Source organism: Pseudarthrobacter sp. efr-133-R2A-89 (assembly GCF_030209315.1).
Lineage (GTDB): Bacteria > Actinomycetota > Actinomycetes > Actinomycetales > Micrococcaceae > Arthrobacter.
Genome location: NZ_JARVSE010000002.1, coordinates 561,218 through 579,952 on the forward strand (window position 1 = coordinate 561,218; position 18,735 = coordinate 579,952).

The window sequence follows — 18,735 nt, forward strand, 5'->3', positions numbered from 1 at the left end:
GATGATTGTGACTTCCCAAAACACCCCCGCGCCCAAGAATGCCCCGGAGCCCCTCGACGCCAGCGAGCAGATGCGGATCCGCATGGAAAAGCGCGCCAAACTTCTTGAGCGCGGCGCGGAGGCGTACCCCGTGGGAGTGGAACGCACGCATTCCCTCGCCGAGATCCGGGAAAAGTACGCCCACCTCGAGGCGGACGACACCACCGGCGACACCGTGGGCGTCACCGGCCGGGTGGTCTTCGTCCGGAACACCGGCAAGCTCTGCTTCGCCACCCTGCAGGAGGGCGGCACCGACGGCAAGGGCACGCGCCTTCAGGCCATGCTGAGCCTGGCCAACGTGGGCGAGGAAGCCCTCGCGGAATGGAAAGCCTTGGTGGACCTTGGCGACCATGTGTTCATCAAGGGCGAGGTCATTTCCTCCCGCCGCGGCGAACTGTCCGTCATGGCCGAATCCTGGTCCATGGCCTCCAAGGCCCTCCGCCCGCTACCCGTCCTGCACGCGGACCTGAACGAGGAAACCCGCGTCCGCCAGCGCTACGTGGACCTGATGGTCCGTGACGAAGCCCGCGAAATGGTCTACACCCGCGCCGCCATCACCCGCTCCATCCGCGAAACGCTGTTCCGCCACCGCTACGTGGAAGTGGAAACGCCCATCCTGCAGCTGGTCCACGGCGGCGCCCTGGCGCGCCCGTTCGAGACCCACATGAACGCGTTCGACCAGAAGATGACCCTGCGGATCGCCACCGAGCTGTACCTCAAGCGGGCAGTGGTGGGCGGCATCGACCGCGTCTACGACATGGGCCGCGTGTTCCGCAACGAGGGTGTCGATTCCACCCACAGCCCCGAATTCACCACCCTTGAGTGCTACGAGGCCTGGGCAGACCAGTTCGTCATGGCCGAACGGATCAAGGAGATCATCCTCGACGCCGCGGACGCCGTGGGGGCCGGCCGCGTGCTCCAGACCGAGGCGGGGGAGATCAACCTCGACGGCGACTGGGCGTGGCTGCCCGTCTATCCGGGGCTTTCCGAGGCGGTCGGGCAGGACATCACGCCGGACACCTCCGTAGAGGTGCTCCGCGAGCTCGCTGCCAAGCACGAGGTCAAGGTCGATCCCAAGTGGGACGCCGAGAAGCTGGTGGTTGAGCTCTTCGGCGAAATCGTGGAGCCCACCCTGCTGAACCCCACTTTCGTGTACGACTACCCGCCCTCGGCCCAGCCGCTGGCCCGCCCGCACCGTGAAGACGGCCGGCTGATCGAGGCCTGGGACCTGATCATCGGCGGCATGGAACGCGGCACCGCGTTCTCCGAACTGATCGACCCCGTCATCCAGCGCGAACGCCTCACCGAGCAGTCCCTGCACGCGGCCGCCGGGGACGTCGAAGCCATGCAGCTGGACGAGGACTTCCTGCGCGCCCTTGAGTACGGCGCCCCGCCCATGGGCGGCATCGGCCTGGGCATCGACCGGCTGGTGATGCTGTTCACCGGAGCCGGCATCCGCGAAACCATCCTGTTCCCGCTGCTGAAGCCCGAAGGGCACTGACCATGGAATACGTAGCCGTCATTCTTCCCTCCCTGGTGGTGGGCCTGATCTTCTGGTTTGCCATGAAGGCGATCTTCAACGCGGACAAGGCCGAGCGCCAGGCCGAGGCCCGTGCCCAGGCCGAGGCGGATTCGCTCCCGGCGCGGCCTGCGGACAACCCGCGGCCGGATTCGCAATAGATAAAATCCCCCGCCGACTTTCCGCCTTTATCCACCGGGAACCTAAAGGCGCTTTGACGCGTTGCCAACATAAGAGTCATACTTTTTAGGGAAACATCCTGCTTTTCTGAAAAATCGAACTTTCCAGCAAGAGGAAGACTTTTAATGGCACAGAAAGTAAACATCATCCTCGTTGATGATCTGGATGGGGGATCCGCAGACGAGAATGTTAAGTTCGGCCTCGACGGGGTCAACTACGAGATTGACCTGTCGGCAGCCAATGCCGCTGAACTCCGGTCTTCGCTGGAGCGCTACATTGGCGTTGCCCGCAAGGCTTCCGGAGCGGCCAGGGCCCAGCGGGCCAAGGCACCTGCCGGCGGACGCGGCCACGATTCGGCGCAAATCCGGCAATGGGCGCGGGACAACGGCTACACGGTTAACAGCCGCGGCCGAATTCAGGCCGAAATCCAGGAAGCCTACCAAAAGGCAAATTCCTAGCCCGGGCTTTAGCTCCGCAGAAACCCCGCTTACCGCCGCAAGGCGGAGCGGGGTTTTTCCATTGTGGAATAAGCCGGCCGCCGCACCCGCGCCCGCTTTGGCCATTTGGCTATATAGGCCGCTTCGACCGCAAGCCCGGCAGGAAAAATTTGGGCCCTCCGGGGTATTGAAACAACAGGCCCATCCGGGCCCCGTGCTTCCGGCGTCGCCCGGTTGCGGTTCCGGCCGGCCTGCCTTCGCGGTTATTCCCGCAAGCGGCCCGGTTTCCCCTGTGGCGAACACGCTCCACAACTCCGGACCGGGCACGTAGCATCAAAGTACGTCGTAGCTAGGAGTGTGGCGAAATGTTTGAGCGATTTACGGACCGTGCCCGTCGCGTAGTTGTGCTTGCCCAAGAAGAGGCACGCATGCTGAACCACAATTACATCGGTACCGAACACATCCTCTTGGGTCTGATCCATGAGGGTGAGGGTGTTGCCGCCAAAGCTCTTGAGTCCTTGAGCATTTCGCTCGACGGCGTTCGCGAGCAGGTGCAGGAGATCATCGGGCAGGGCCAGCAGGCTCCTTCCGGACATATCCCCTTCACCCCCCGTGCCAAGAAGGTACTGGAGCTCTCGCTGCGCGAAGCCCTCCAGTTGGGCCACAACTACATCGGCACGGAGCACATCCTGCTCGGCCTCATCCGCGAGGGTGAGGGCGTCGCCGCCCAGGTGCTGGTCAAGCTCGGCGCAGACCTCAACCGGGTCCGCCAGCAGGTCATCCAGCTCCTCTCCGGCTACCAGGGCAAGGAAACCACCGGCGCAGGCGTCGGTGGCGGACAGCCCGAAGGCGCACCCGCCGGTTCCGTTGTGCTGGACCAGTTCGGCCGCAACCTGACCCAGGCTGCGCGCGAGAACAAGCTGGACCCGGTGATCGGCCGCGAGCAGGAAATGGAACGCGTCATGCAGGTCCTTTCCCGCCGCACCAAGAACAACCCTGTCCTCATTGGCGAGCCCGGCGTCGGCAAGACCGCCGTCGTCGAGGGCCTGGCCCAGGCGATCGTGCGCGGCGATGTCCCGGAGACCATCCGCGACAAGCAGCTCTACACCCTTGACCTTGGCTCCCTGGTGGCAGGTTCCCGCTACCGCGGCGACTTCGAAGAGCGGCTCAAGAAGGTCCTCAAGGAGATCCGCACCCGCGGTGACATCATCCTGTTCATCGACGAGATCCACACCCTGGTGGGTGCGGGTGCCGCCGAAGGCGCCATCGATGCGGCCTCGATCCTGAAGCCCATGCTGGCCCGCGGCGAGCTGCAGACCATTGGTGCCACCACGCTGGACGAGTACCGCAAGCACATCGAAAAGGATGCCGCGCTGGAGCGCCGCTTCCAGCCGATCCAGGTCAAGGAACCCTCCGTGGCGCACGCCATCGAGATCCTCAAGGGACTGCGCGACCGGTACGAGGCACACCACCGCGTCACCATCACCGACGGTGCCCTGGCCTCCGCTGCAAGCCTGGCCGAGCGCTACATCTCTGACCGCTTTCTGCCGGACAAGGCGATCGACCTGATCGACGAGGCCGGCGCCCGGTTGCGCATCCGCCGCATGACCGCTCCGCCGGAGCTCAAGGCCATGGACGAGCGCATCGCCAAGCTGAAGATGGAGAAGGAATCCGCCATCGACGCCCAGGACTTCGAAGGCGCTGCTGCGCTCCGCGACAAGGAGCAGAAGATGATCTCCGAGCGGTCGGAGAAAGAGCGGCACTGGAAGTCCGGCGGCATGGACGACATCTCCGAGGTGGATGAGGACCTCATCGCCGAGGTGCTGGCCAACTCCACGGGCATCCCCGTCTTCAAGCTGACCGAGGAAGAGTCCTCGCGCCTGCTCAAGATGGAAGAGGAACTGCACAAGCGGGTCGTCGGCCAGGACGAGGCCATCAAGGCACTCTCGCAGGCCATCCGCCGTACCCGTGCAGGGCTCAAGGACCCCAAGCGCCCCGGTGGCTCGTTCATCTTCGCCGGCCCCACCGGCGTCGGCAAGACCGAGCTCGCCAAGGCCCTCGCCGAGTTCCTCTTCGGTGAAGAGGACGCCCTCATCACCTTGGACATGTCCGAGTACTCCGAGAAGCACACCGTTTCCCGGCTCTTCGGTGCCCCTCCGGGCTACGTGGGCTACGAGGAAGGCGGCCAGCTGACCGAAAAGGTCCGCCGCCGTCCGTTCTCCGTGGTGCTGTTCGACGAAGTGGAAAAGGCCCACGCGGACCTCTTCAACTCGCTGCTGCAGATCCTGGAAGACGGCCGCCTGACCGACTCCCAGGGCCGCGTGGTGGACTTCAAGAACACCGTGATCATCATGACCACCAACCTGGGTACCCGGGACATCTCCAAGAGTGTCGCCACCGGTTTCCAGTCCGGCACCGACACGCAGACCGGCTACAACCGCATGCGTGCACGGGTCACGGAGGAACTCAAGCAGCACTTCCGCCCCGAGTTCCTGAACCGTGTTGACGACGTCGTGGTGTTCCCGCAGCTGACCCAGGACGAGATCATCGAGATCGTGGACCTGTTCGTCACCCGCCTGGAGAAGCGACTCAAGGACAAGGACATGGGCATCGAGCTCACCAAGGCCGCCAAGGTGCTCCTGGCAACCCGCGGCTACGATCCCGCCATGGGTGCCCGGCCGCTGCGCCGCACCATCCAGCGCGAGATCGAGGACCAGCTCTCCGAGAAGATCCTGTTCGGCGAGATCCACCCCGGCGACATCGTCGTGGTGGATGTCGAGGGCGAAGGCGACGAAGCGAAGTTCACCTTCGCGGGCAACGCCAAGCCGCGCATCCCGGAGATCGCCCCGAGCGTCTAGCCTCCACAGCCAAAGCCCCGCCGCTCCCCACGGAGCGGCGGGGCTTTCGCATTGTGATCGGCGGCACAAACCGTGTTGAATCGGGGCATGGCTAACTTGGAACCGGTGATCCCGGATGAGCAACCACTGACCCCCTTCCACGACCTCGACCACTACCTCGCCATCCCACGGGTAAGCGGCCTCGCCCTGAGCCCTGACGGCTCACGGCTGGTCACCACCGTCAGCACCCTGAACGGCAAGGGCACCGAATTCGCCACGGCGCTGTGGGAGCTGGACCCCGCGGGGCAGAAACACGCCCGCCGCATCACCCGTAGCGCCAAGGGCGAAGCGGGTGCCGCCTTCGCGGCCAACGGTGACGTGTTCTTCACTTCCGCACGGCCGGACCCGGACAGCCCGGACGAGGAGCCGGTCAACGCGCTCTGGATGCTTCCGGCCGACGGCGGCGAGGCCCGGGTTGTCCTCAGCCGGGCCGGCGGCATCAGCCGCATCATGGCGGCCAGGGACGCCGACGCGGCCTTCGTGACGGCAGAGGTCCTGGCCGGTTCCGCCGACGAAGGCGACGACGCCGAGCGGCGGAAGTCCCGGAAGGACAAGAAGGTCTCGGCCATCCTGCACAGCGAATACCCGGTCCGCTACTGGGACGCGGATCTGGGACCGGCCCAGCCGCGCATCTTTGCCGTCGAGCCGGGGGAGGACACGGCCCCTGGCAAGCCCGCCACGGTCGACGCCACCGCCCCCCTTGCCCTGCGCAACCTCACGCCCGACGCCGGTCCCCGGCTGCGCGAAGCGGAAACCGTGGTCAGCCCGGACGGGAAAACCATTTACAGCAGTTACACCAGGGCCCTCGCCAAGGCTGACAGCCGCTTCATCCTCGTGGCGGTGGATGTGGCCTCGGGCAGCCTCAAGGTCCTGCTGGACCACGAAGGCATGAGCTACTTTCCGGGGCCCGTCAGCCCTGACGGCAGGACGCTCGTGGTGGTCAGCGAGTCCGACTCCACCCCGCGCAAGGCGCCGGAGATCAAGCTGCACCTGCTCGACGTGTCCGGTGACGCCGCCGTCGACCACGCTTCCGGCCTGCAACCCCTCGCCCATGACTGGGACCGCTGGGCCAAGCCCGCAGCCTGGCTTCCCGACGGCTCCGCCGTCCTCGTTACGGCGGACGACGACGGCGCGTCGCCGATTTTCCGGGTCAGCGTTCCGTCCGCTGCCGCCGAAGTGGGCGTCACCCGGGTGACGCACGACGCCGCCGCCTACACCGACGTCGTCATCTCGCCGGAGGGACGCCACGCGTACGCCCTCCGCAGCTCCTATGCGTTCCCACCTGAGGCCGTGCGCATCGACCTGGCCACCGGCGAAACCACGCCCCTGCCCGCCCCGGCCGAACGCCCGGCCTGCCCCGGACGGCTGGAGCGCATCGCAGCCTCCGCTGCCGACGGTTCCCGTGTCCCGGCCTACCTTGCGCTGCCGGAGGGGGCCTCTGCCGAGTCCCCGGCGCCGCTGCTGCTCTGGATCCACGGGGGTCCGCTGGGCTCCTGGAACGCCTGGACCTGGCGTTGGAACCCCTGGCTCCTGACGGCCAGGGGCTACGCCGTCCTGCTCCCTGATCCGGCCTTGTCCACCGGCTACGGGCAATCGCACATCCAGCGCGGCTGGGGTTCCTGGGGCAAGGCGCCGTTCACCGATCTGATGGCCGTCACGGACGCCGCCGTGGAGCGCGCGGATATTGACCAGGAGCGGACAGCCGCCATGGGTGGTTCTTTCGGCGGCTACATGGCCAACTGGGTTGCCGGCAACACGGACCGGTTCAAGGCTGTGGTCACCCACGCCAGCCTGTGGGCCCTGGACCAGTTTGGTCCCACCACGGATGCTTCGCAGTACTGGCTGAAGGAAATGACCGAGGAGATGGCACTGGAAAACTCCCCGCATCTCCACGCGGAAAACATCAGCACCCCCATGCTGGTGATCCATGGCGACAAGGACTACCGGGTGCCCATCGGCGAGGGGTTGCGCCTCTGGTATGAGCTGCTGTCCAAATCCCGGCTGGCCGCGGACGACGACGGGCAGACGCCGCACCGGTTCCTCTACTTCCCGGACGAGAACCACTGGATCCTCAAGCCGCAGCACGCCAAGGTCTGGTACCAGGTGGTGGAGTGGTTCCTGGCCAGGAACGTCCTGGGCCAAGAGACCGAGCTGCCCGCAGAACTCGGCCTCTAGGCTGTTCGATACTCCGGCTCGGAGGCTGGGGCATTTGCCGCTTGCTGCTCGTTCCTCGCTTTGACGCAAGCTACGCTAATGTCCCAGCCTCCTTCGCCTCGTAGGATGGCTTTGTGACTGACTCCTTCCACATCCGCCCTGCACGCACCAGCGACGTCCCGGCCATCAAGAAGCTCGTGGCGCCCCTGGCCGAGGAACGCATCCTGATGGCGAAGGAGACCGTGGCGTACTACGAGAGCCTGCAGGAGTTCAGGATCGCCGAGTCCAGCGACGGCGAAGTGATCGGCTGCGGGGCGCTGCACGTCATGTGGGAGGACCTTGCCGAAATCCGCACCCTCGCGGCCTCCGGGCAATGGCGGGGCAAAGGGGTGGGGCACGTCCTGGTGGAGAAGCTGTTGGAGGAAGCCCGGGCCCTTGGCGTGGCCCGGGTTTTCTGCCTCACGTTCGAGGTGGACTTCTTCAAGCGCCACGGATTCGAAGTGATGGCCGACCAGTCGGCGGTGGACCCCGAGGTGTACTCGGAGCTCCTGCGCTCCCATGACGAAGGCGTTGCGGAATTCCTGGACCTGGCCCGCGTCAAGCCGAACACCTTGGGCAACACCCGCATGATCCGCATCCTCTGAACATCGTTCCGGCGAAGAGGAAATGACCTTTCCTTGCATTATTCGAATTGATGGATAAACTATTGAGTGGCCGGGATATGGGGGGCCTCAGGAAAGGGACAGTCATTGGGGGCTGTCCCTTTGCTGCGTCCGGGGCAGCGGTCCGGGAAAACCGGTTCGGACGAACCTACCGCCGGTGGCGACCCCGGTAGTAGGGTCGAAAAACACATCCTCCAGGAGCGCAGCCAGGAGCACCGCCATGAAGAAACTCATCAACGATCCCAAATCCGTCGTCGAGGAAGCCGTCCAGGGATTTGGCCTGGCCTACGCCGAACTCGTCACGGTCAGCGAAGACCCCACCTACATCACGCGCAAGGATGCGCCCGTGGCCGGCAAGGTGGGACTGGTTTCCGGCGGGGGCAGCGGCCACGAGCCGTTGCACGCCGGCTATGTGGGCAAAGGAATGCTCGACGCCGCCGTGCCGGGGGCGGTGTTCACCTCACCGACGCCGGACCAGATACTTCCGGCCACCCTGGCCGTCAACTCCGGAGCCGGGGTGGTGCATATCGTCAAGAACTACACCGGCGACGTCCTGAACTTCGAGACCGCCGCCGAGCTCGCCGAGGCCGAAGGCGTCAGCGTCCGCACGGTCCTGGTCAACGACGACGTCGCAGTTGAGGACTCGCTCTACACGGCCGGCCGGCGGGGCGTGGGCGGCACGGTCCTGGTGGAAAAGATCGCCGGGGCCGCGGCGGAACGCGGCGACGACCTCGACGCCGTGGCCGCCATCGGCGAGAAGGTCAATGCCAACGTCAGGACCATGGGCGTTGCGCTGTCCGCCTGCACCGTTCCCCACGCCGGCACCCCGAGTTTCGACCTTGCCGACGACGAGATCGAAATCGGCATCGGTATCCACGGCGAGCCAGGCCGCCACAAAAGCCCCATGGAAAACGCAGACAGCATCACCAACCGCCTGCTGGAACCCGTCCTTGCGGACCTGGGCATCAGTGCAGGGGACAAGGTGCTGCTGTTCGTCAACGGCATGGGCGGCACCCCGCTGAGCGAGCTCTACATCGTGTACCGGCGGGCCGTGCAGGTGCTTGCCGATGCCGGCGCCACGGTGGAACGCTCCCTGGTGGGCAACTACATCACCGCCCTGGAGATGCAGGGCTGCTCCATCTCGGTGCTCCGGCTCGATGACGAGCTCACGGAATTGTGGGACGCCCCCGTCCACACCGCTGCCCTGCGCTGGGGCGTGTAGCCATGGGGCTGGACGCGAACTGGGCCGTGAAGTGGCTGACCCTCTGCGCGCAGGCCATGGCCGAGCACCGGGTGGAACTGATCGAACTGGACCGGGCCATCGGGGATTCGGACCACGGGGAGAACATGGACCGCGGCTTCCAGGCGGTCCTGGCCAAGCTCGGCGAATCCACGCCGGAGACCCCCGGTGCGGCCTTGAAGATGACGGCAATGACCCTGATGTCCAAGGTTGGCGGTGCTGCGGGCCCGCTCTACGGCACCGCGTTCCTGCGTGCAGCCACGGCGGTGGGCGATGCTGCCGAGATCGATCCTTCCGCCTGGGCCGATTCGCTGGCAGCCGCCCGGGACGGGATCGTGGCGCGCGGGAAGGCGGAGCCCGGGGACAAGACGATGGTGGACGCGTGGACACCTGCGGTTGACGCTGCGCGGGCCGCCGCGGACGGCGGGAGCGCCGGCCTCCTAGGCGTCCTCGTGGCGGCGGCGGAAGCTGCCGAGGCCGGTGCCGTAGCCACGGATCCGCTGATTGCCCGCAAGGGCCGAGCCAGCTACCTCGGCGAACGCAGTGCCGGGCACCGGGATCCCGGCGCTGTTTCCAGCGCCTTGATCCTGCGTGCGGCAGTCGGGGCTGCCGCGTGACCGTAAGCATCGTGGTGGTCTCCCACAGCGCAAAGATTGCCGACGGCGCCAGGGAAATTGCCGCCCAGATGGCACCTGACGTGGTACTCCTGGCTGCCGGAGGCACCGACGACGGCAGGATCGGCACCAGCCTGGAAAAAGTCCTCGCCGCCCTGGAGCAGGCCGGCGGGGACGGGACAGTGGTCCTCACGGATTTGGGGTCGGCCGTGATGACCGCCGAATCGGCTCTCGAGTTCCTGGGAGATCCCGAAGGCGTCCTGCTCGCAGATGCGCCCCTGGTGGAGGGCCTGGTGGCCGCGGCGGTGGCTGCGCAGGGCGGGGCTGACGCGCAGGCAGTCAAGCGTGCTGCGGAGGCGGCGTTGGGCCCGGCACGCCGGCTGGCGCCGGGTTCCGGTCAGGCCGCCGATGAGGGCCCGGGCGCCGGCACGCCACCGGACTGCACCGGCGACTTCGAACTGGTAAACCAGGCCGGCATGCACGCGCGGCCGGCCGCGAAAATGGCCGGCGGCCTGTCCTCCCTCGACGCGGAAGTGACCATCAACGGGGTGGACGGCGCCTCCATGACCGGCCTGATGACCCTGGGCGCAGGCAAAGGTTCAGTCCTGCATGTGGAGGCCTGGGGCCTGGATGCCGAACGGGCCGTAAGCTACGTGGGCGCCTTGGTGCAGTCCGGCTTCGGTGAACCGTGACGTTCCAATCCGTGGCTTCGCGGTGTGTTCCGGAGGCCCGCGCGCTTTCCTGGGAATAAGCTCGATGCCATGGAACGGCCGCCTGCAGAGAACCCACCGGATATTGAAGTGCTGGACGGCCAGATATCCGTGGAGGAGCTGCTCGCGGAACTCGGGTTCGAGTGGACCGCTGAGCCGGTGGACGGCGCTGTGGTGCCCGGAACGTCGGGAGGCGAACCTTTCAGCCAGCCGGCACTCTTCTAGGCCGGTTCAGGTCCGCGGGTGCAGCCCCGAGCTGTCCAGCGTGACGGATGCTGACACGACCTTGCCGCACTGCTTGCCGAAGGGATACGCCGCCTGCGGGTGGAGTTCCAGGGTCCGCACGGGCAGCGCGGAGCCGTCTGGAGCGGCGCCGGAGGCCGTGATGGCCATGGGCGATTCCGTCAGGGTTTCCAGCATGAGCATCCCCACCGCGGTGCCGTCGGGCGAGGCCGTGGCGGAACAGATCGCACCAGCGCAGCCTTGGTCAACGGATGCGCTGCCCGGGCGCAGTTCGAGGTCCCCTTCCCGGCACGAGCCGTCCTGGCAGGCGCGAAGATGCAGCCTGCTGACCCGCGGAGCGTAGTCGGCGCTGACCGTGACGGAGACCGCGGTGGCCTGCGCGATCGCCGGGCACGCGCTGGGGGCGGATCCGCACGCCGGCAGTGACACCGCGGCGGTGATCAAAACCAAGAGGAGTCCGGGCCTGGCCATGCTTTCAGGCTACGTCCGAGGCGGAGTTACAGGGCGGTTCGTGCCGGATTCGCGGCAACATCGTTACGCGCCGCGCGCTCACCCGAGCGGGAAGATTCCGATGAACCAGAACAGGGCGATGGCGAAGACTGCGAAGAACGGGATCAGGCAGCCGAGGGCGGCGCGGGACGATGAGGAAACCTGGAACGACTCGTTGGGGTTCGCCGGGTTGTACGCCACCTCCACGAGGGATCCCGGGACGGGCTGCTCGGCAAGGGAGACCTCGGACTTGCCCATGAAGAGGGTGCCCTGCGGATCCGTGAACTGGTAGGTGGGGTAGTGGCGGAGGTTCCGGTTGGAGCCGCCCACGCCACTGGTCCAGCCGGTGGTGCTGCCGGTTACTGTGGCCTGCGTCTTGGGCCAGGCCGCCGTCCGCTGGTCCTGCTGCCTGGTTTTGCGCACGGAGCGCACCAGCGCGACGATGGCGGCGGCAACGAACAGCGCCCACACGATGTACAGAATGATCTTCATGGCTTCCCCCGGTTACGGTCACCAAGAAGTATGCCATCCCCGTCCCGCACTCCGGGCGGCTCAGGCCGGGAGCCGGTAGCCGCCGTCGTGCATTTCCGCCAGGCCGTCCGCGAGCAGCCCGGCAAGCGCCCGTTCCAGCTGTTCGGGCGCGGAGTTGAGCCGGTGCAGGGCGGCCAGCGGCACGCCGATGCCTTCCGGGGCGAAGCCGAGGTCGGCGGGTTCGCGCTGGAACATCTCCGGCGGCACGGGCGCATCCGCCAGCCGCAGGACGGCCAGGACGGCGCCGCGGACCTGCCGGTCGGTGCCGTGCCAGGCCTGGCCTTTGGGCACGTACGACGGCGGCGGCTCACCCGCCGCGAGCCAGGCACAGGAGTCCTTCACCGGGCACGCGGCACACTTGGGTGCCCGGGCCGTGCAAACCAGCGCTCCCAGCTCCATGACCGCAGCGTTCCAGCGCACGGAAGTGTCGTCGTCGTCCGGCAGCAGTGCCGCGGCCAGGCGCATCTCCGCCGCGGTCAGCGCGGGGGCGGGAAGGGCGACGCCGGAGATCAGCCGGGCGTGCACCCGGCGGATGTTGGTGTCCACCACCGTTTCCCGGCGGCCGTACGCGAAGGCGGCCACCGCCGCCGCCGTATAGCTGCCCACCCCGGGAAGTGCCAACAGGGCCGCGTACGTGTCCGGGACCTTGCCGCCATGGTCCTGCACAATGGCCGTGGCCGCGGCGTGCAGCCGGAGTGCCCGCCTGGGGTAACCCAGCCGGCCCCAGGACCGCACGGCTTCGCCCGCCGGTTCGCCGGCCAGGCCGGCCGGGGTGGGCCAGCGCTTGAGCCATTCGTGCCAGACGGGAAGCACCCGCACCACGGGGGTCTGCTGCAGCATGATTTCGCTGACCAGTACGCCCCAGGGGGAGCAGTCAGGCTCGCGCCAGGGGAGGTCGCGGGCGATGCCGGCGAACCAGCCGTTTATCCGGTGATGGAGCAGCTGCAGGCGGTCCGGGCCGGGCACGGCCGGGGTGGTGGAGGTGGTTTGAGTGTCGATTCCAACACTGTAGTTGATCGTTTCCGGCCCGCTGAAAACCGGTTGTGACCAGAGCGATGGCGGCCCGGCGGCGTGGTGGCGGTGCAGAACCTGAGGCGTTCCATAGCCTAGGAGGATGGGCAGGCAAGGCAATTCATCAGCACGCGGCACGGCATCCGGTTCCAGCGGCGTCCGGAAGCCGAGCCCGGCCGTGTACCGTCGCCGCCGGCTGGCAGCCGGTGGTGCCCTGCTCCTGGTGATTGCCCTGGTGCTGGGCGGCCTCGCCCTGGCGGGGGCTTTCAAGGGCGGCTCGCAGCAGGCCTCCTCGACGCAACCTTCCACCGCTGATCCGGCGGCTTCCCCGGCGCCGACCGCCACCCCGTCCGCGACGCCCTCCGCAACGCCGTCGCCCACTGCCGCAGCCACCCCCACATGCAACCAGAACCTGGTGACCGTGACGGCGTCCACGGACAAGGCCGCCTATGGTCCCGGTGAAAACCCGATGCTCACGCTGAAGGTCACCAACGGCGGAACCGTGCCTTGCGAGGTCAACATCGGAACCTCGCAAATGGAGTTCCTGGTGACCAGCGGCTCGGACCGGATCTTTTCCTCCAAGGACTGCCAGGCGTCAAGCGAGGACCTGGAGAAAGTCATTGCCCCCGGCGCCAGCGAAACCGCCAACTTCCCCTGGGGCCGGAACCGCAGCGCCGATGGCTGCAAGCCCGTCTCGGCAGCACCCGGCGGTGGCGGGGCGTACTACATCTTCACCGCGAAACTGGGCTCGCGGGCCAGCCCGAAGGCCGTGTTCCAGCTGAACTGAGCCCATCGACGGGGAAACCTCCGGGAAGTTTCCCGGTGCGGGGAAGTTGGGGCGGTGTTTAGAGGAAGCGGTCCAGGAGGCTTGCTTCGGCCATCCGGCTCAGTCCTTCGCGGACCGTGCGGGCGCGCTGGTCACCGATGCCGTCCACGGTCATCAGGTCATCGATGGTGGCGGCCATCAGGAACTGCAGGCCACCGAAATGGTCCACCAGGCGGTCCGCCACGGCCTTGGGAACTGCCTTCAGGCCGGACAGCAGCCGGTAGCCGCGCGGCTGCACGACGGCATCGAGATTGGCCTCGCCGCCGGCGAATCCCACGATCGCCGAAATCTTGCCCAGGTCGATCAATTCCGTTGGCCCCAGGTTCACCAGTTCGCTGACGGCCTTCTCGATGTCCTCCGCGGAGGCGTTGGGGCTGGCGTAGTCGCGGATGATCACATCGCTGCCGGGTCCCCGCCCCACGGTGAGTTCGTCGAGCTGAAGGGAAAGAAGCCGGCCGTCCTCGCCGAGTTCCAGGACATACTGGGAGATTTCCTCGGAGATGCGGCGGACCATTTCCTGCCGCTGCAAGGTCACGGCCACGTCCCGCACCGTCACCATCGCCTCGATTTCCAGGGCCGAAAGGGAGCTGGTGACTTGGTCCAGCCGGGCTCGGTAGCGCTCAAGGGTGGCAAGGGCCTGGTTGGCGCGGGCCAGGACGTTCTCGGAGCCTTCCAGGACGTGCCGGAGGCCATTGACGTAGAGGGCTATGATCTGCATGGACTGGCTCACGGAGATTACCGGGACGCCGGTCTGTTTGGCCACCCGCTCGGCCGTACGGTGGCGGGTTCCGGATTCCTGCGTCTCGATGCTTGAGTCCGGGACCAGCTGGACGGCGGCCCGCAGGATGTTGCCGGCGTCCTTGTCGCAGATGATGGCGCCGTCCATCTTGGCCAGCTCCCGCAGCCGGGTGGGCGAGAACTCGATCCCGATATCGAAACCGCCGGAGCAGATGGAGTCGATGGTCCGGTCGGAGCCCAGGACGATCAGCGCACCGGTACGCCCGCGGAGGATGCGTTCCAGGCCATCGCGGAGGGGCGTTCCGGGGGCTACCCTGCCCAGAGTGGCCCGCAGCGATTCTTCGGGGCTCCGCGCCATGGTGTTTCCCTTCAAAGGTGCGGACCGCCGGCCGCGGGAATGCCGGCATCCGCAGTTGGCCGGCAGGATCAAAAAGTGCGCTGATTCCCGCAAGCTCAATGATAGGGGTAAGAAACGCCACTTCCGCACGGGCAAGCCCCAAAGTGCCTCATTAGGGGGTGCACGGAACAGCCGGGAAAGTGGGCGCCGCAGCCGGTCCAGGGAGGGCACTTTCCCCTCCGTTGGCCCGGGCTCCAGGCACTGCTCAGGAGGACCCGGCGGCCAAGGGCGTCACGGTCCTGGTACTCCCGTCCCATAACCTGGCGCCGGTGCACCGGCCCTCGATCCGCAGGTCCAGCAGGTCCATCGCTGCTCCGAGCTGGGCACCGGCGATGCGGCGGGCAATGGTGACGTGCGGCGTCCAGGCGCCCGGACGCGTCAGCGGAAGCGCCCCGGACACGTCCCGGTGCAGCGCGCGGTGCAGGTCCAGCAGGGCGGGATCCAGCAGGACCGAGCGGGACAGGACGTACTTCCCCGTACCCGCAGGGAAAATGATCGCCCCGGAGAACGTCACGTCCAGGGGCAGCTGGTCCCAGGGCCCATCCGGACCGGCCTCCAGCCCTGCGCCTGCCGCCAGCGTGATGTGCGGGCTGTTGCTGGGGGAGGTGTGCGCCGCCAGGCTGGGGAGGCCGGCGGCCGCAAGCCGTGCCCAGTCGGCCCTGACCAGGGAATCGGTGGGGTCATCGAAGACCAGCTCGATGCTGCGCATGAACACATCATGCCGTTCCCGCGGCACGATGGCGGGAACTTCAGCGTTTACGCTCCCTGAGCATCCGCTCCAAGTCACGGCTGACTTTGGAGAGGGAAGCTGCCCGGAGCGCCTTGTGTTCGGCGGCCGACTGGACCCCGCGCTTCCGCGACGCCCCGGGGTGCCTGGCGGGAGCCGGGTCGGCAGTTCCGGCGGTGGCCAGGCCTGCCGCGAGGTTGTTGCCGAGGTTTGTTGCCAGCGGATCGAAGAAAAGGTTGCCGGAGAAGGTGGGACCGTGCATCATCCGCCCAAGCTAGCCGGTACGCATTTCGTGGCCTTGAACGTCCGGTTTCGCACTCGTTAAGCGGAACGGCTCCCGTTTGCGGCCCTGCGATAAACTTGTACTTTGGCCGCTTGCCAATGACATTCCCCGCCCTTGAGTCGCAGCGCACTACCCGACAGGCCCCTGGGCAGCCACAACCGCAGCGAAAGTAGCACCGTGTCCCAAGATGTCCTGACCCCCGCCCGGATCTCCGAGATTCACAAGGAAGCGGGCCGCCGCAGGACCTTCGCCGTCATTTCCCACCCGGACGCCGGTAAGTCCACGCTCACTGAAGCGCTGGCCCTGCACGCAAAGGTGATCGGCACGGCCGGCGCCTCAAGCGGCAAGGCCAACCGCCGGGAAACGGTCTCGGACTGGATGCAGATGGAAAAGGACCGCGGTATCTCCATCAGCTCTGCGGCGCTGCAGTTCTCCTACCGGGACACCGTCATCAACCTGCTGGACACCCCCGGCCACGCCGACTTCTCCGAGGACACCTACCGGGTGCTCGCCGCCGTCGACTGTGCAGTGATGCTGGTGGACGCCGCCAAGGGCCTGGAAACCCAGACCATGAAGCTCTTCGAGGTCTGCAAGCAGCGCAACCTGCCCATCATCACCGTCATCAACAAGTGGGACCGCCCGGGCCTGGACGCCCTGGCCCTGATGGATGAAATCACCGAACGCACCGGCCTGCAGCCCATGCCGCTGACCTGGGCCGTGGGCATCTCGGGCGATTTCCGCGGCGTCTGGGACCTCCGCAACGACCGCTTTGCCCGGTTCCAGCGGAACAATGCCGGCGCCCAGATCGCCATCACGGAATACTTCACGCCGGAGGAAGCCGCCGAAAACCAGGGCAGCAACTGGTCCGACGCCGTGGATGAGGCCGGACTGGTCATCGAGTCCAACCTTGAGTTCGACGTCGATGCCTTCCACGCCGGCAAGGCCACCCCCATCCTGTTCAGTTCGGCCGCACTCAACTTCGGTGTCAAGGAACTGCTGGACGCCCTGGTGGATTTCGCCCCGCCCGCAGCTCCCCGGCCGGACATCGACGGCAACCCCCGAGCGGTGGAAGCGCCGTTCTCCGGCTTCGTGTTCAAGGTCCAGGCCGGCATGAACAAGGCGCACCGGGACCACGTGGCCTTTATCCGCGTCTGTTCCGGCGTCTTTGAGCGCGGGATGGTGGTCACCCAGACCCGCACCGGAAAATCATTCGCCACCAAGTACGCACAGCAGGTTTTCGGCCGCGAACGCGAGGTCATCGACGAGGCTTACCCCGGGGACGTGGTTGGCCTGGTCAACGCTTCCTCGCTGCGGGTGGGCGACAGCCTGTTCCTCGAGGAAGCGGTGGAATACCCGGCCATCCCGCTGTTCGCCCCGGAACACTTCCAGGTGGCACGGTCCAAGGACCCCAGCAAGTTCAAGCAGTTCCGCCGCGGCATCGAACAGCTCGAGCACGAGGGCGTCATCCAGCTCCTCCGCTCCGACCTCCGCGGCGACCAGGCGCCGGTGCTCGCCGCCGTCGGACCGATGCAGTTCGAGGTGGTGGAGGACCGCATGGCGCACGACTTCAGCGCTCCCATGCGCCTGGAGCGCCTGCCGTACTCCCTGGCCCGGATTTCGACGGCGGATGCCATGCCCGCCCTGGCCAACGTCCCGGGCGCGGAGGTGCTTCTGCGGTCCGACGGCGAATACCTCGCCTTGTTCAACGACGTTTGGGCGCTGCGGCGGATCGAGAAGAACCATCCGGACCTGACGCTCGTGCCCATCGGCACGCACAACCCGGCGAAGTAGGGCGGCTCCGTTGCCTGACATGCCTGTACAACCACGCGTCCTGGTCACCGGCGCCGGAACCATCAACCCGCTCGGTTCCACCGTGAAGGAAACCTGGGAGGCCCTGCTGGACGGTCGCTCAGGGATTGCGGAGCTGACCCAGGACTGGGCGGAGCAGTTGCCGGTCAAGATCGCCGGGCAGGTCACGGCGGACCTTTCGGAGCACCTTGGCACCCGTGAAATGAAGCGGATGGACCGCTGCGGCCAGCTGGTTCTGGTCGCGGCGCGGGAAGCCTGGACCCAAGCGGGCACCCCGGACGTGGACCCGGAGCGGTTCGCCGTGGTGATCGGCTCCGCCTACGGCGGCCTTGGCTCCACCCTTGAGCAGGACCGCGCGCTGGGACGCTCCGGCCCGCGCAAGGTGTCCCCGCACACCCTCACCCGCCTCATGGTCAACGGCCCCGCCGCATGGGTGTCCATCGACCTCGGCGCCCGTGGCGGCGCCCGGACGCCCGTGAGCGCCTGCGCCTCAGGGGCTGAGGCGATTGTGCAGGCCGCCGAAATGATCCGCTCGGGTGTGGCCGACGTCGTGATTGCCGGTGGGGTGGACGCTTCGGTGAACGATCTGGTGATCAGCGGCTTTTCGCAGATCCGTGCCCTGTCCACGCGAGCCGGCGATCCGCAGCGCGCCTCCCGCCCGTTCGACGGCGGCAGGGACGGCTTTGTGCTGTCAGAAGGCGCCGCGGTGGTGGTGCTGGAGAGTGAGGCACACGCACGTGCGCGCGGTGCCGCCGTACTGGGCGCCGTTGCCGGCGGGGCCGTGACCTCGGACGCCAACGACATCGTGGCCGCGGACCCGGCCATGCAGCGCCGGGTCATGCAGAAGGCGCTTGACTCCGCCGGGATGCAGCCGGCGGACATCGGATTCATCCATGCGCATGCCACCTCCACGCCCGTCGGTGACCGGCTGGAAGGCCAAGCCATCAATGCCGTTTTCGGCGCCGACGTGCCGGTCACCTCCACCAAGGGGCACACCGGCCACCTGCTCGGCGGTGCCGGCTCGCTGGCCGCCGTTGTGGTCCTCGAAGCCCTGCGGACCGGCCAGGTGCCGGGAACGCTGAACGTCGAGGAACAGGACCCCGAAGTGGACCTTAACGTCATCACCGAAGGCACCCACCGCCTTCGGCCGGGATTTGCCCCGGCAGGGCTGGTGAATGCCTTCGGATTTGGCGGCCACAGCGTGGCCCTGGTGATAACGGGCGCGTAGG

General features: G+C 67.2%; 19 protein-coding genes. 13 read left to right on the forward strand and 6 right to left on the reverse strand.

Annotated features, from left to right (window positions below; all coding sequences use genetic code 11):
• The first annotated feature begins 1 nt into the window (after window position 1).
• From lysS to QRM95_RS05380, 10 genes are all read left to right on the forward strand, one after another.
• Window positions 2–1,540 carry a lysine--tRNA ligase gene (gene lysS / locus QRM95_RS05335; RefSeq protein ID WP_285246776.1) on the forward strand — a complete coding sequence of 513 codons (1,539 nt, stop codon included), beginning with the start codon at window positions 2–4 and terminating at the stop codon, window positions 1,538–1,540.
• 2 nt (window positions 1,541–1,542) lie between these two features.
• The gene (locus tag QRM95_RS05340; RefSeq protein WP_285246777.1) at window positions 1,543–1,719 is read left to right on the forward strand and encodes a hypothetical protein; all 177 of its coding nucleotides are present in this window, start codon (window positions 1,543–1,545) and stop codon (window positions 1,717–1,719) included.
• Window positions 1,720–1,863: 144 nt separating this feature from the next.
• Entirely contained in the window at window positions 1,864–2,196 is a 333-nt protein-coding gene (locus QRM95_RS05345; protein ID WP_285246778.1) for a histone-like nucleoid-structuring protein Lsr2, read from the forward strand.
• A 344-nt stretch (window positions 2,197–2,540) separates the two neighbouring features.
• Window positions 2,541–5,033 carry an ATP-dependent Clp protease ATP-binding subunit gene (locus tag QRM95_RS05350; protein ID WP_285246779.1) on the forward strand — a complete coding sequence of 831 codons (2,493 nt, stop codon included), beginning with the start codon at window positions 2,541–2,543 and terminating at the stop codon, window positions 5,031–5,033.
• An 87-nt stretch (window positions 5,034–5,120) separates the two neighbouring features.
• On the forward strand, window positions 5,121–7,247 hold the full coding sequence (locus QRM95_RS05355; protein WP_285246780.1) for a S9 family peptidase: 2,127 nt from the start codon (window positions 5,121–5,123) through the stop codon (window positions 7,245–7,247).
• A gap of 113 nt (window positions 7,248–7,360) precedes the next feature.
• Complete coding sequence (locus QRM95_RS05360; RefSeq protein ID WP_018763177.1) at window positions 7,361–7,870, forward strand: amino-acid N-acetyltransferase; 510 nt, start codon at window positions 7,361–7,363, stop codon at window positions 7,868–7,870.
• A 238-nt stretch (window positions 7,871–8,108) separates the two neighbouring features.
• A complete protein-coding gene (gene dhaK / locus QRM95_RS05365; RefSeq protein WP_285246781.1) occupies window positions 8,109–9,110 on the forward strand; it encodes a dihydroxyacetone kinase subunit DhaK in 1,002 nt (333 codons plus the stop codon).
• Between the two features lie 2 nt (window positions 9,111–9,112).
• The gene (gene dhaL, locus QRM95_RS05370; RefSeq protein WP_285246782.1) at window positions 9,113–9,745 is read left to right on the forward strand and encodes a dihydroxyacetone kinase subunit DhaL; all 633 of its coding nucleotides are present in this window, start codon (window positions 9,113–9,115) and stop codon (window positions 9,743–9,745) included.
• Complete coding sequence (dhaM, locus tag QRM95_RS05375) at window positions 9,742–10,434, forward strand: dihydroxyacetone kinase phosphoryl donor subunit DhaM (protein ID WP_285246783.1); 693 nt, start codon at window positions 9,742–9,744, stop codon at window positions 10,432–10,434. Before dhaL ends, dhaM begins: the two co-directional genes overlap by 4 nt.
• A gap of 69 nt (window positions 10,435–10,503) precedes the next feature.
• Complete coding sequence (locus QRM95_RS05380) at window positions 10,504–10,677, forward strand: hypothetical protein (RefSeq protein ID WP_285246784.1); 174 nt, start codon at window positions 10,504–10,506, stop codon at window positions 10,675–10,677.
• A 6-nt stretch (window positions 10,678–10,683) separates the two neighbouring features.
• Here the strand turns inward: QRM95_RS05380 and QRM95_RS05385 are convergent, their stop codons facing one another.
• From QRM95_RS05385 to QRM95_RS05395, 3 genes are all read right to left on the reverse strand, one after another.
• Entirely contained in the window at window positions 10,684–11,166 is a 483-nt protein-coding gene (locus tag QRM95_RS05385; RefSeq protein ID WP_285246785.1) for a hypothetical protein, read from the reverse strand.
• A gap of 78 nt (window positions 11,167–11,244) precedes the next feature.
• On the reverse strand, window positions 11,245–11,676 hold the full coding sequence (locus tag QRM95_RS05390) for a DUF3592 domain-containing protein (protein WP_285246786.1): 432 nt from the start codon (window positions 11,674–11,676) through the stop codon (window positions 11,245–11,247).
• A 60-nt stretch (window positions 11,677–11,736) separates the two neighbouring features.
• On the reverse strand, window positions 11,737–12,681 hold the full coding sequence (locus QRM95_RS05395) for an iron-sulfur binding domain-containing protein (RefSeq protein WP_285246787.1): 945 nt from the start codon (window positions 12,679–12,681) through the stop codon (window positions 11,737–11,739).
• 148 nt (window positions 12,682–12,829) lie between these two features.
• Between QRM95_RS05395 and QRM95_RS05400 the strand changes: the two genes are divergently transcribed.
• On the forward strand, window positions 12,830–13,513 hold the full coding sequence (locus tag QRM95_RS05400) for a hypothetical protein (protein WP_285246788.1): 684 nt from the start codon (window positions 12,830–12,832) through the stop codon (window positions 13,511–13,513).
• A 58-nt stretch (window positions 13,514–13,571) separates the two neighbouring features.
• Here the strand turns inward: QRM95_RS05400 and disA are convergent, their stop codons facing one another.
• The 3 genes from disA to QRM95_RS05415 all read right to left on the reverse strand — a co-directional run bounded on the left by disA (window position 13,572) and on the right by QRM95_RS05415 (window position 15,679).
• Window positions 13,572–14,648 carry a DNA integrity scanning diadenylate cyclase DisA gene (disA, locus tag QRM95_RS05405; protein WP_018763186.1) on the reverse strand — a complete coding sequence of 359 codons (1,077 nt, stop codon included), beginning with the start codon at window positions 14,646–14,648 and terminating at the stop codon, window positions 13,572–13,574.
• A 244-nt stretch (window positions 14,649–14,892) separates the two neighbouring features.
• Complete coding sequence (locus QRM95_RS05410) at window positions 14,893–15,396, reverse strand: 2'-5' RNA ligase family protein (RefSeq protein ID WP_285246789.1); 504 nt, start codon at window positions 15,394–15,396, stop codon at window positions 14,893–14,895.
• 40 nt (window positions 15,397–15,436) lie between these two features.
• The gene (locus QRM95_RS05415) at window positions 15,437–15,679 is read right to left on the reverse strand and encodes a hypothetical protein (RefSeq protein WP_285246790.1); all 243 of its coding nucleotides are present in this window, start codon (window positions 15,677–15,679) and stop codon (window positions 15,437–15,439) included.
• A gap of 195 nt (window positions 15,680–15,874) precedes the next feature.
• Here QRM95_RS05415 and QRM95_RS05420 point away from each other — a divergent pair, with 195 nt between their 5' ends.
• Together QRM95_RS05420 and QRM95_RS05425 are read left to right on the forward strand one after the other, a co-directional pair.
• Entirely contained in the window at window positions 15,875–17,488 is a 1,614-nt protein-coding gene (locus QRM95_RS05420; RefSeq protein WP_285246791.1) for a peptide chain release factor 3, read from the forward strand.
• Between the two features lie 19 nt (window positions 17,489–17,507).
• On the forward strand, window positions 17,508–18,734 hold the full coding sequence (locus QRM95_RS05425) for a beta-ketoacyl-[acyl-carrier-protein] synthase family protein (protein WP_285246792.1): 1,227 nt from the start codon (window positions 17,508–17,510) through the stop codon (window positions 18,732–18,734).
• Window position 18,735 lies beyond the last annotated feature (1 nt).

What these genes read in the sequence shown, in the direction of transcription:
- lysS (WP_285246776.1), top strand. Translation starts at nt 2, where the DNA reads ATGATTGTGACTTCCCAAAACACCCCCGCGCCCAAGAATGCCCCGGAG.
- QRM95_RS05340 (WP_285246777.1), top strand. Translation starts at nt 1,543, where the DNA reads ATGGAATACGTAGCCGTCATTCTTCCCTCCCTGGTGGTGGGCCTGATC.
- QRM95_RS05345 (WP_285246778.1), top strand. Translation starts at nt 1,864, where the DNA reads ATGGCACAGAAAGTAAACATCATCCTCGTTGATGATCTGGATGGGGGA.
- QRM95_RS05350 (WP_285246779.1), top strand. Translation starts at nt 2,541, where the DNA reads ATGTTTGAGCGATTTACGGACCGTGCCCGTCGCGTAGTTGTGCTTGCC.
- QRM95_RS05355 (WP_285246780.1), top strand. Translation starts at nt 5,121, where the DNA reads ATGGCTAACTTGGAACCGGTGATCCCGGATGAGCAACCACTGACCCCC.
- dhaK (WP_285246781.1), top strand. Translation starts at nt 8,109, where the DNA reads ATGAAGAAACTCATCAACGATCCCAAATCCGTCGTCGAGGAAGCCGTC.
- dhaL (WP_285246782.1), top strand. Translation starts at nt 9,113, where the DNA reads ATGGGGCTGGACGCGAACTGGGCCGTGAAGTGGCTGACCCTCTGCGCG.
- QRM95_RS05380 (WP_285246784.1), top strand. Translation starts at nt 10,504, where the DNA reads ATGGAACGGCCGCCTGCAGAGAACCCACCGGATATTGAAGTGCTGGAC.
- QRM95_RS05385 (WP_285246785.1), bottom strand. Translation starts at nt 11,166, where the DNA reads ATGGCCAGGCCCGGACTCCTCTTGGTTTTGATCACCGCCGCGGTGTCA.
- QRM95_RS05390 (WP_285246786.1), bottom strand. Translation starts at nt 11,676, where the DNA reads ATGAAGATCATTCTGTACATCGTGTGGGCGCTGTTCGTTGCCGCCGCC.
- QRM95_RS05400 (WP_285246788.1), top strand. Translation starts at nt 12,830, where the DNA reads ATGGGCAGGCAAGGCAATTCATCAGCACGCGGCACGGCATCCGGTTCC.
- disA (WP_018763186.1), bottom strand. Translation starts at nt 14,648, where the DNA reads ATGGCGCGGAGCCCCGAAGAATCGCTGCGGGCCACTCTGGGCAGGGTA.
- QRM95_RS05410 (WP_285246789.1), bottom strand. Translation starts at nt 15,396, where the DNA reads ATGCGCAGCATCGAGCTGGTCTTCGATGACCCCACCGATTCCCTGGTC.
- QRM95_RS05415 (WP_285246790.1), bottom strand. Translation starts at nt 15,679, where the DNA reads ATGATGCACGGTCCCACCTTCTCCGGCAACCTTTTCTTCGATCCGCTG.
- QRM95_RS05425 (WP_285246792.1), top strand. Translation starts at nt 17,508, where the DNA reads ATGCCTGTACAACCACGCGTCCTGGTCACCGGCGCCGGAACCATCAAC.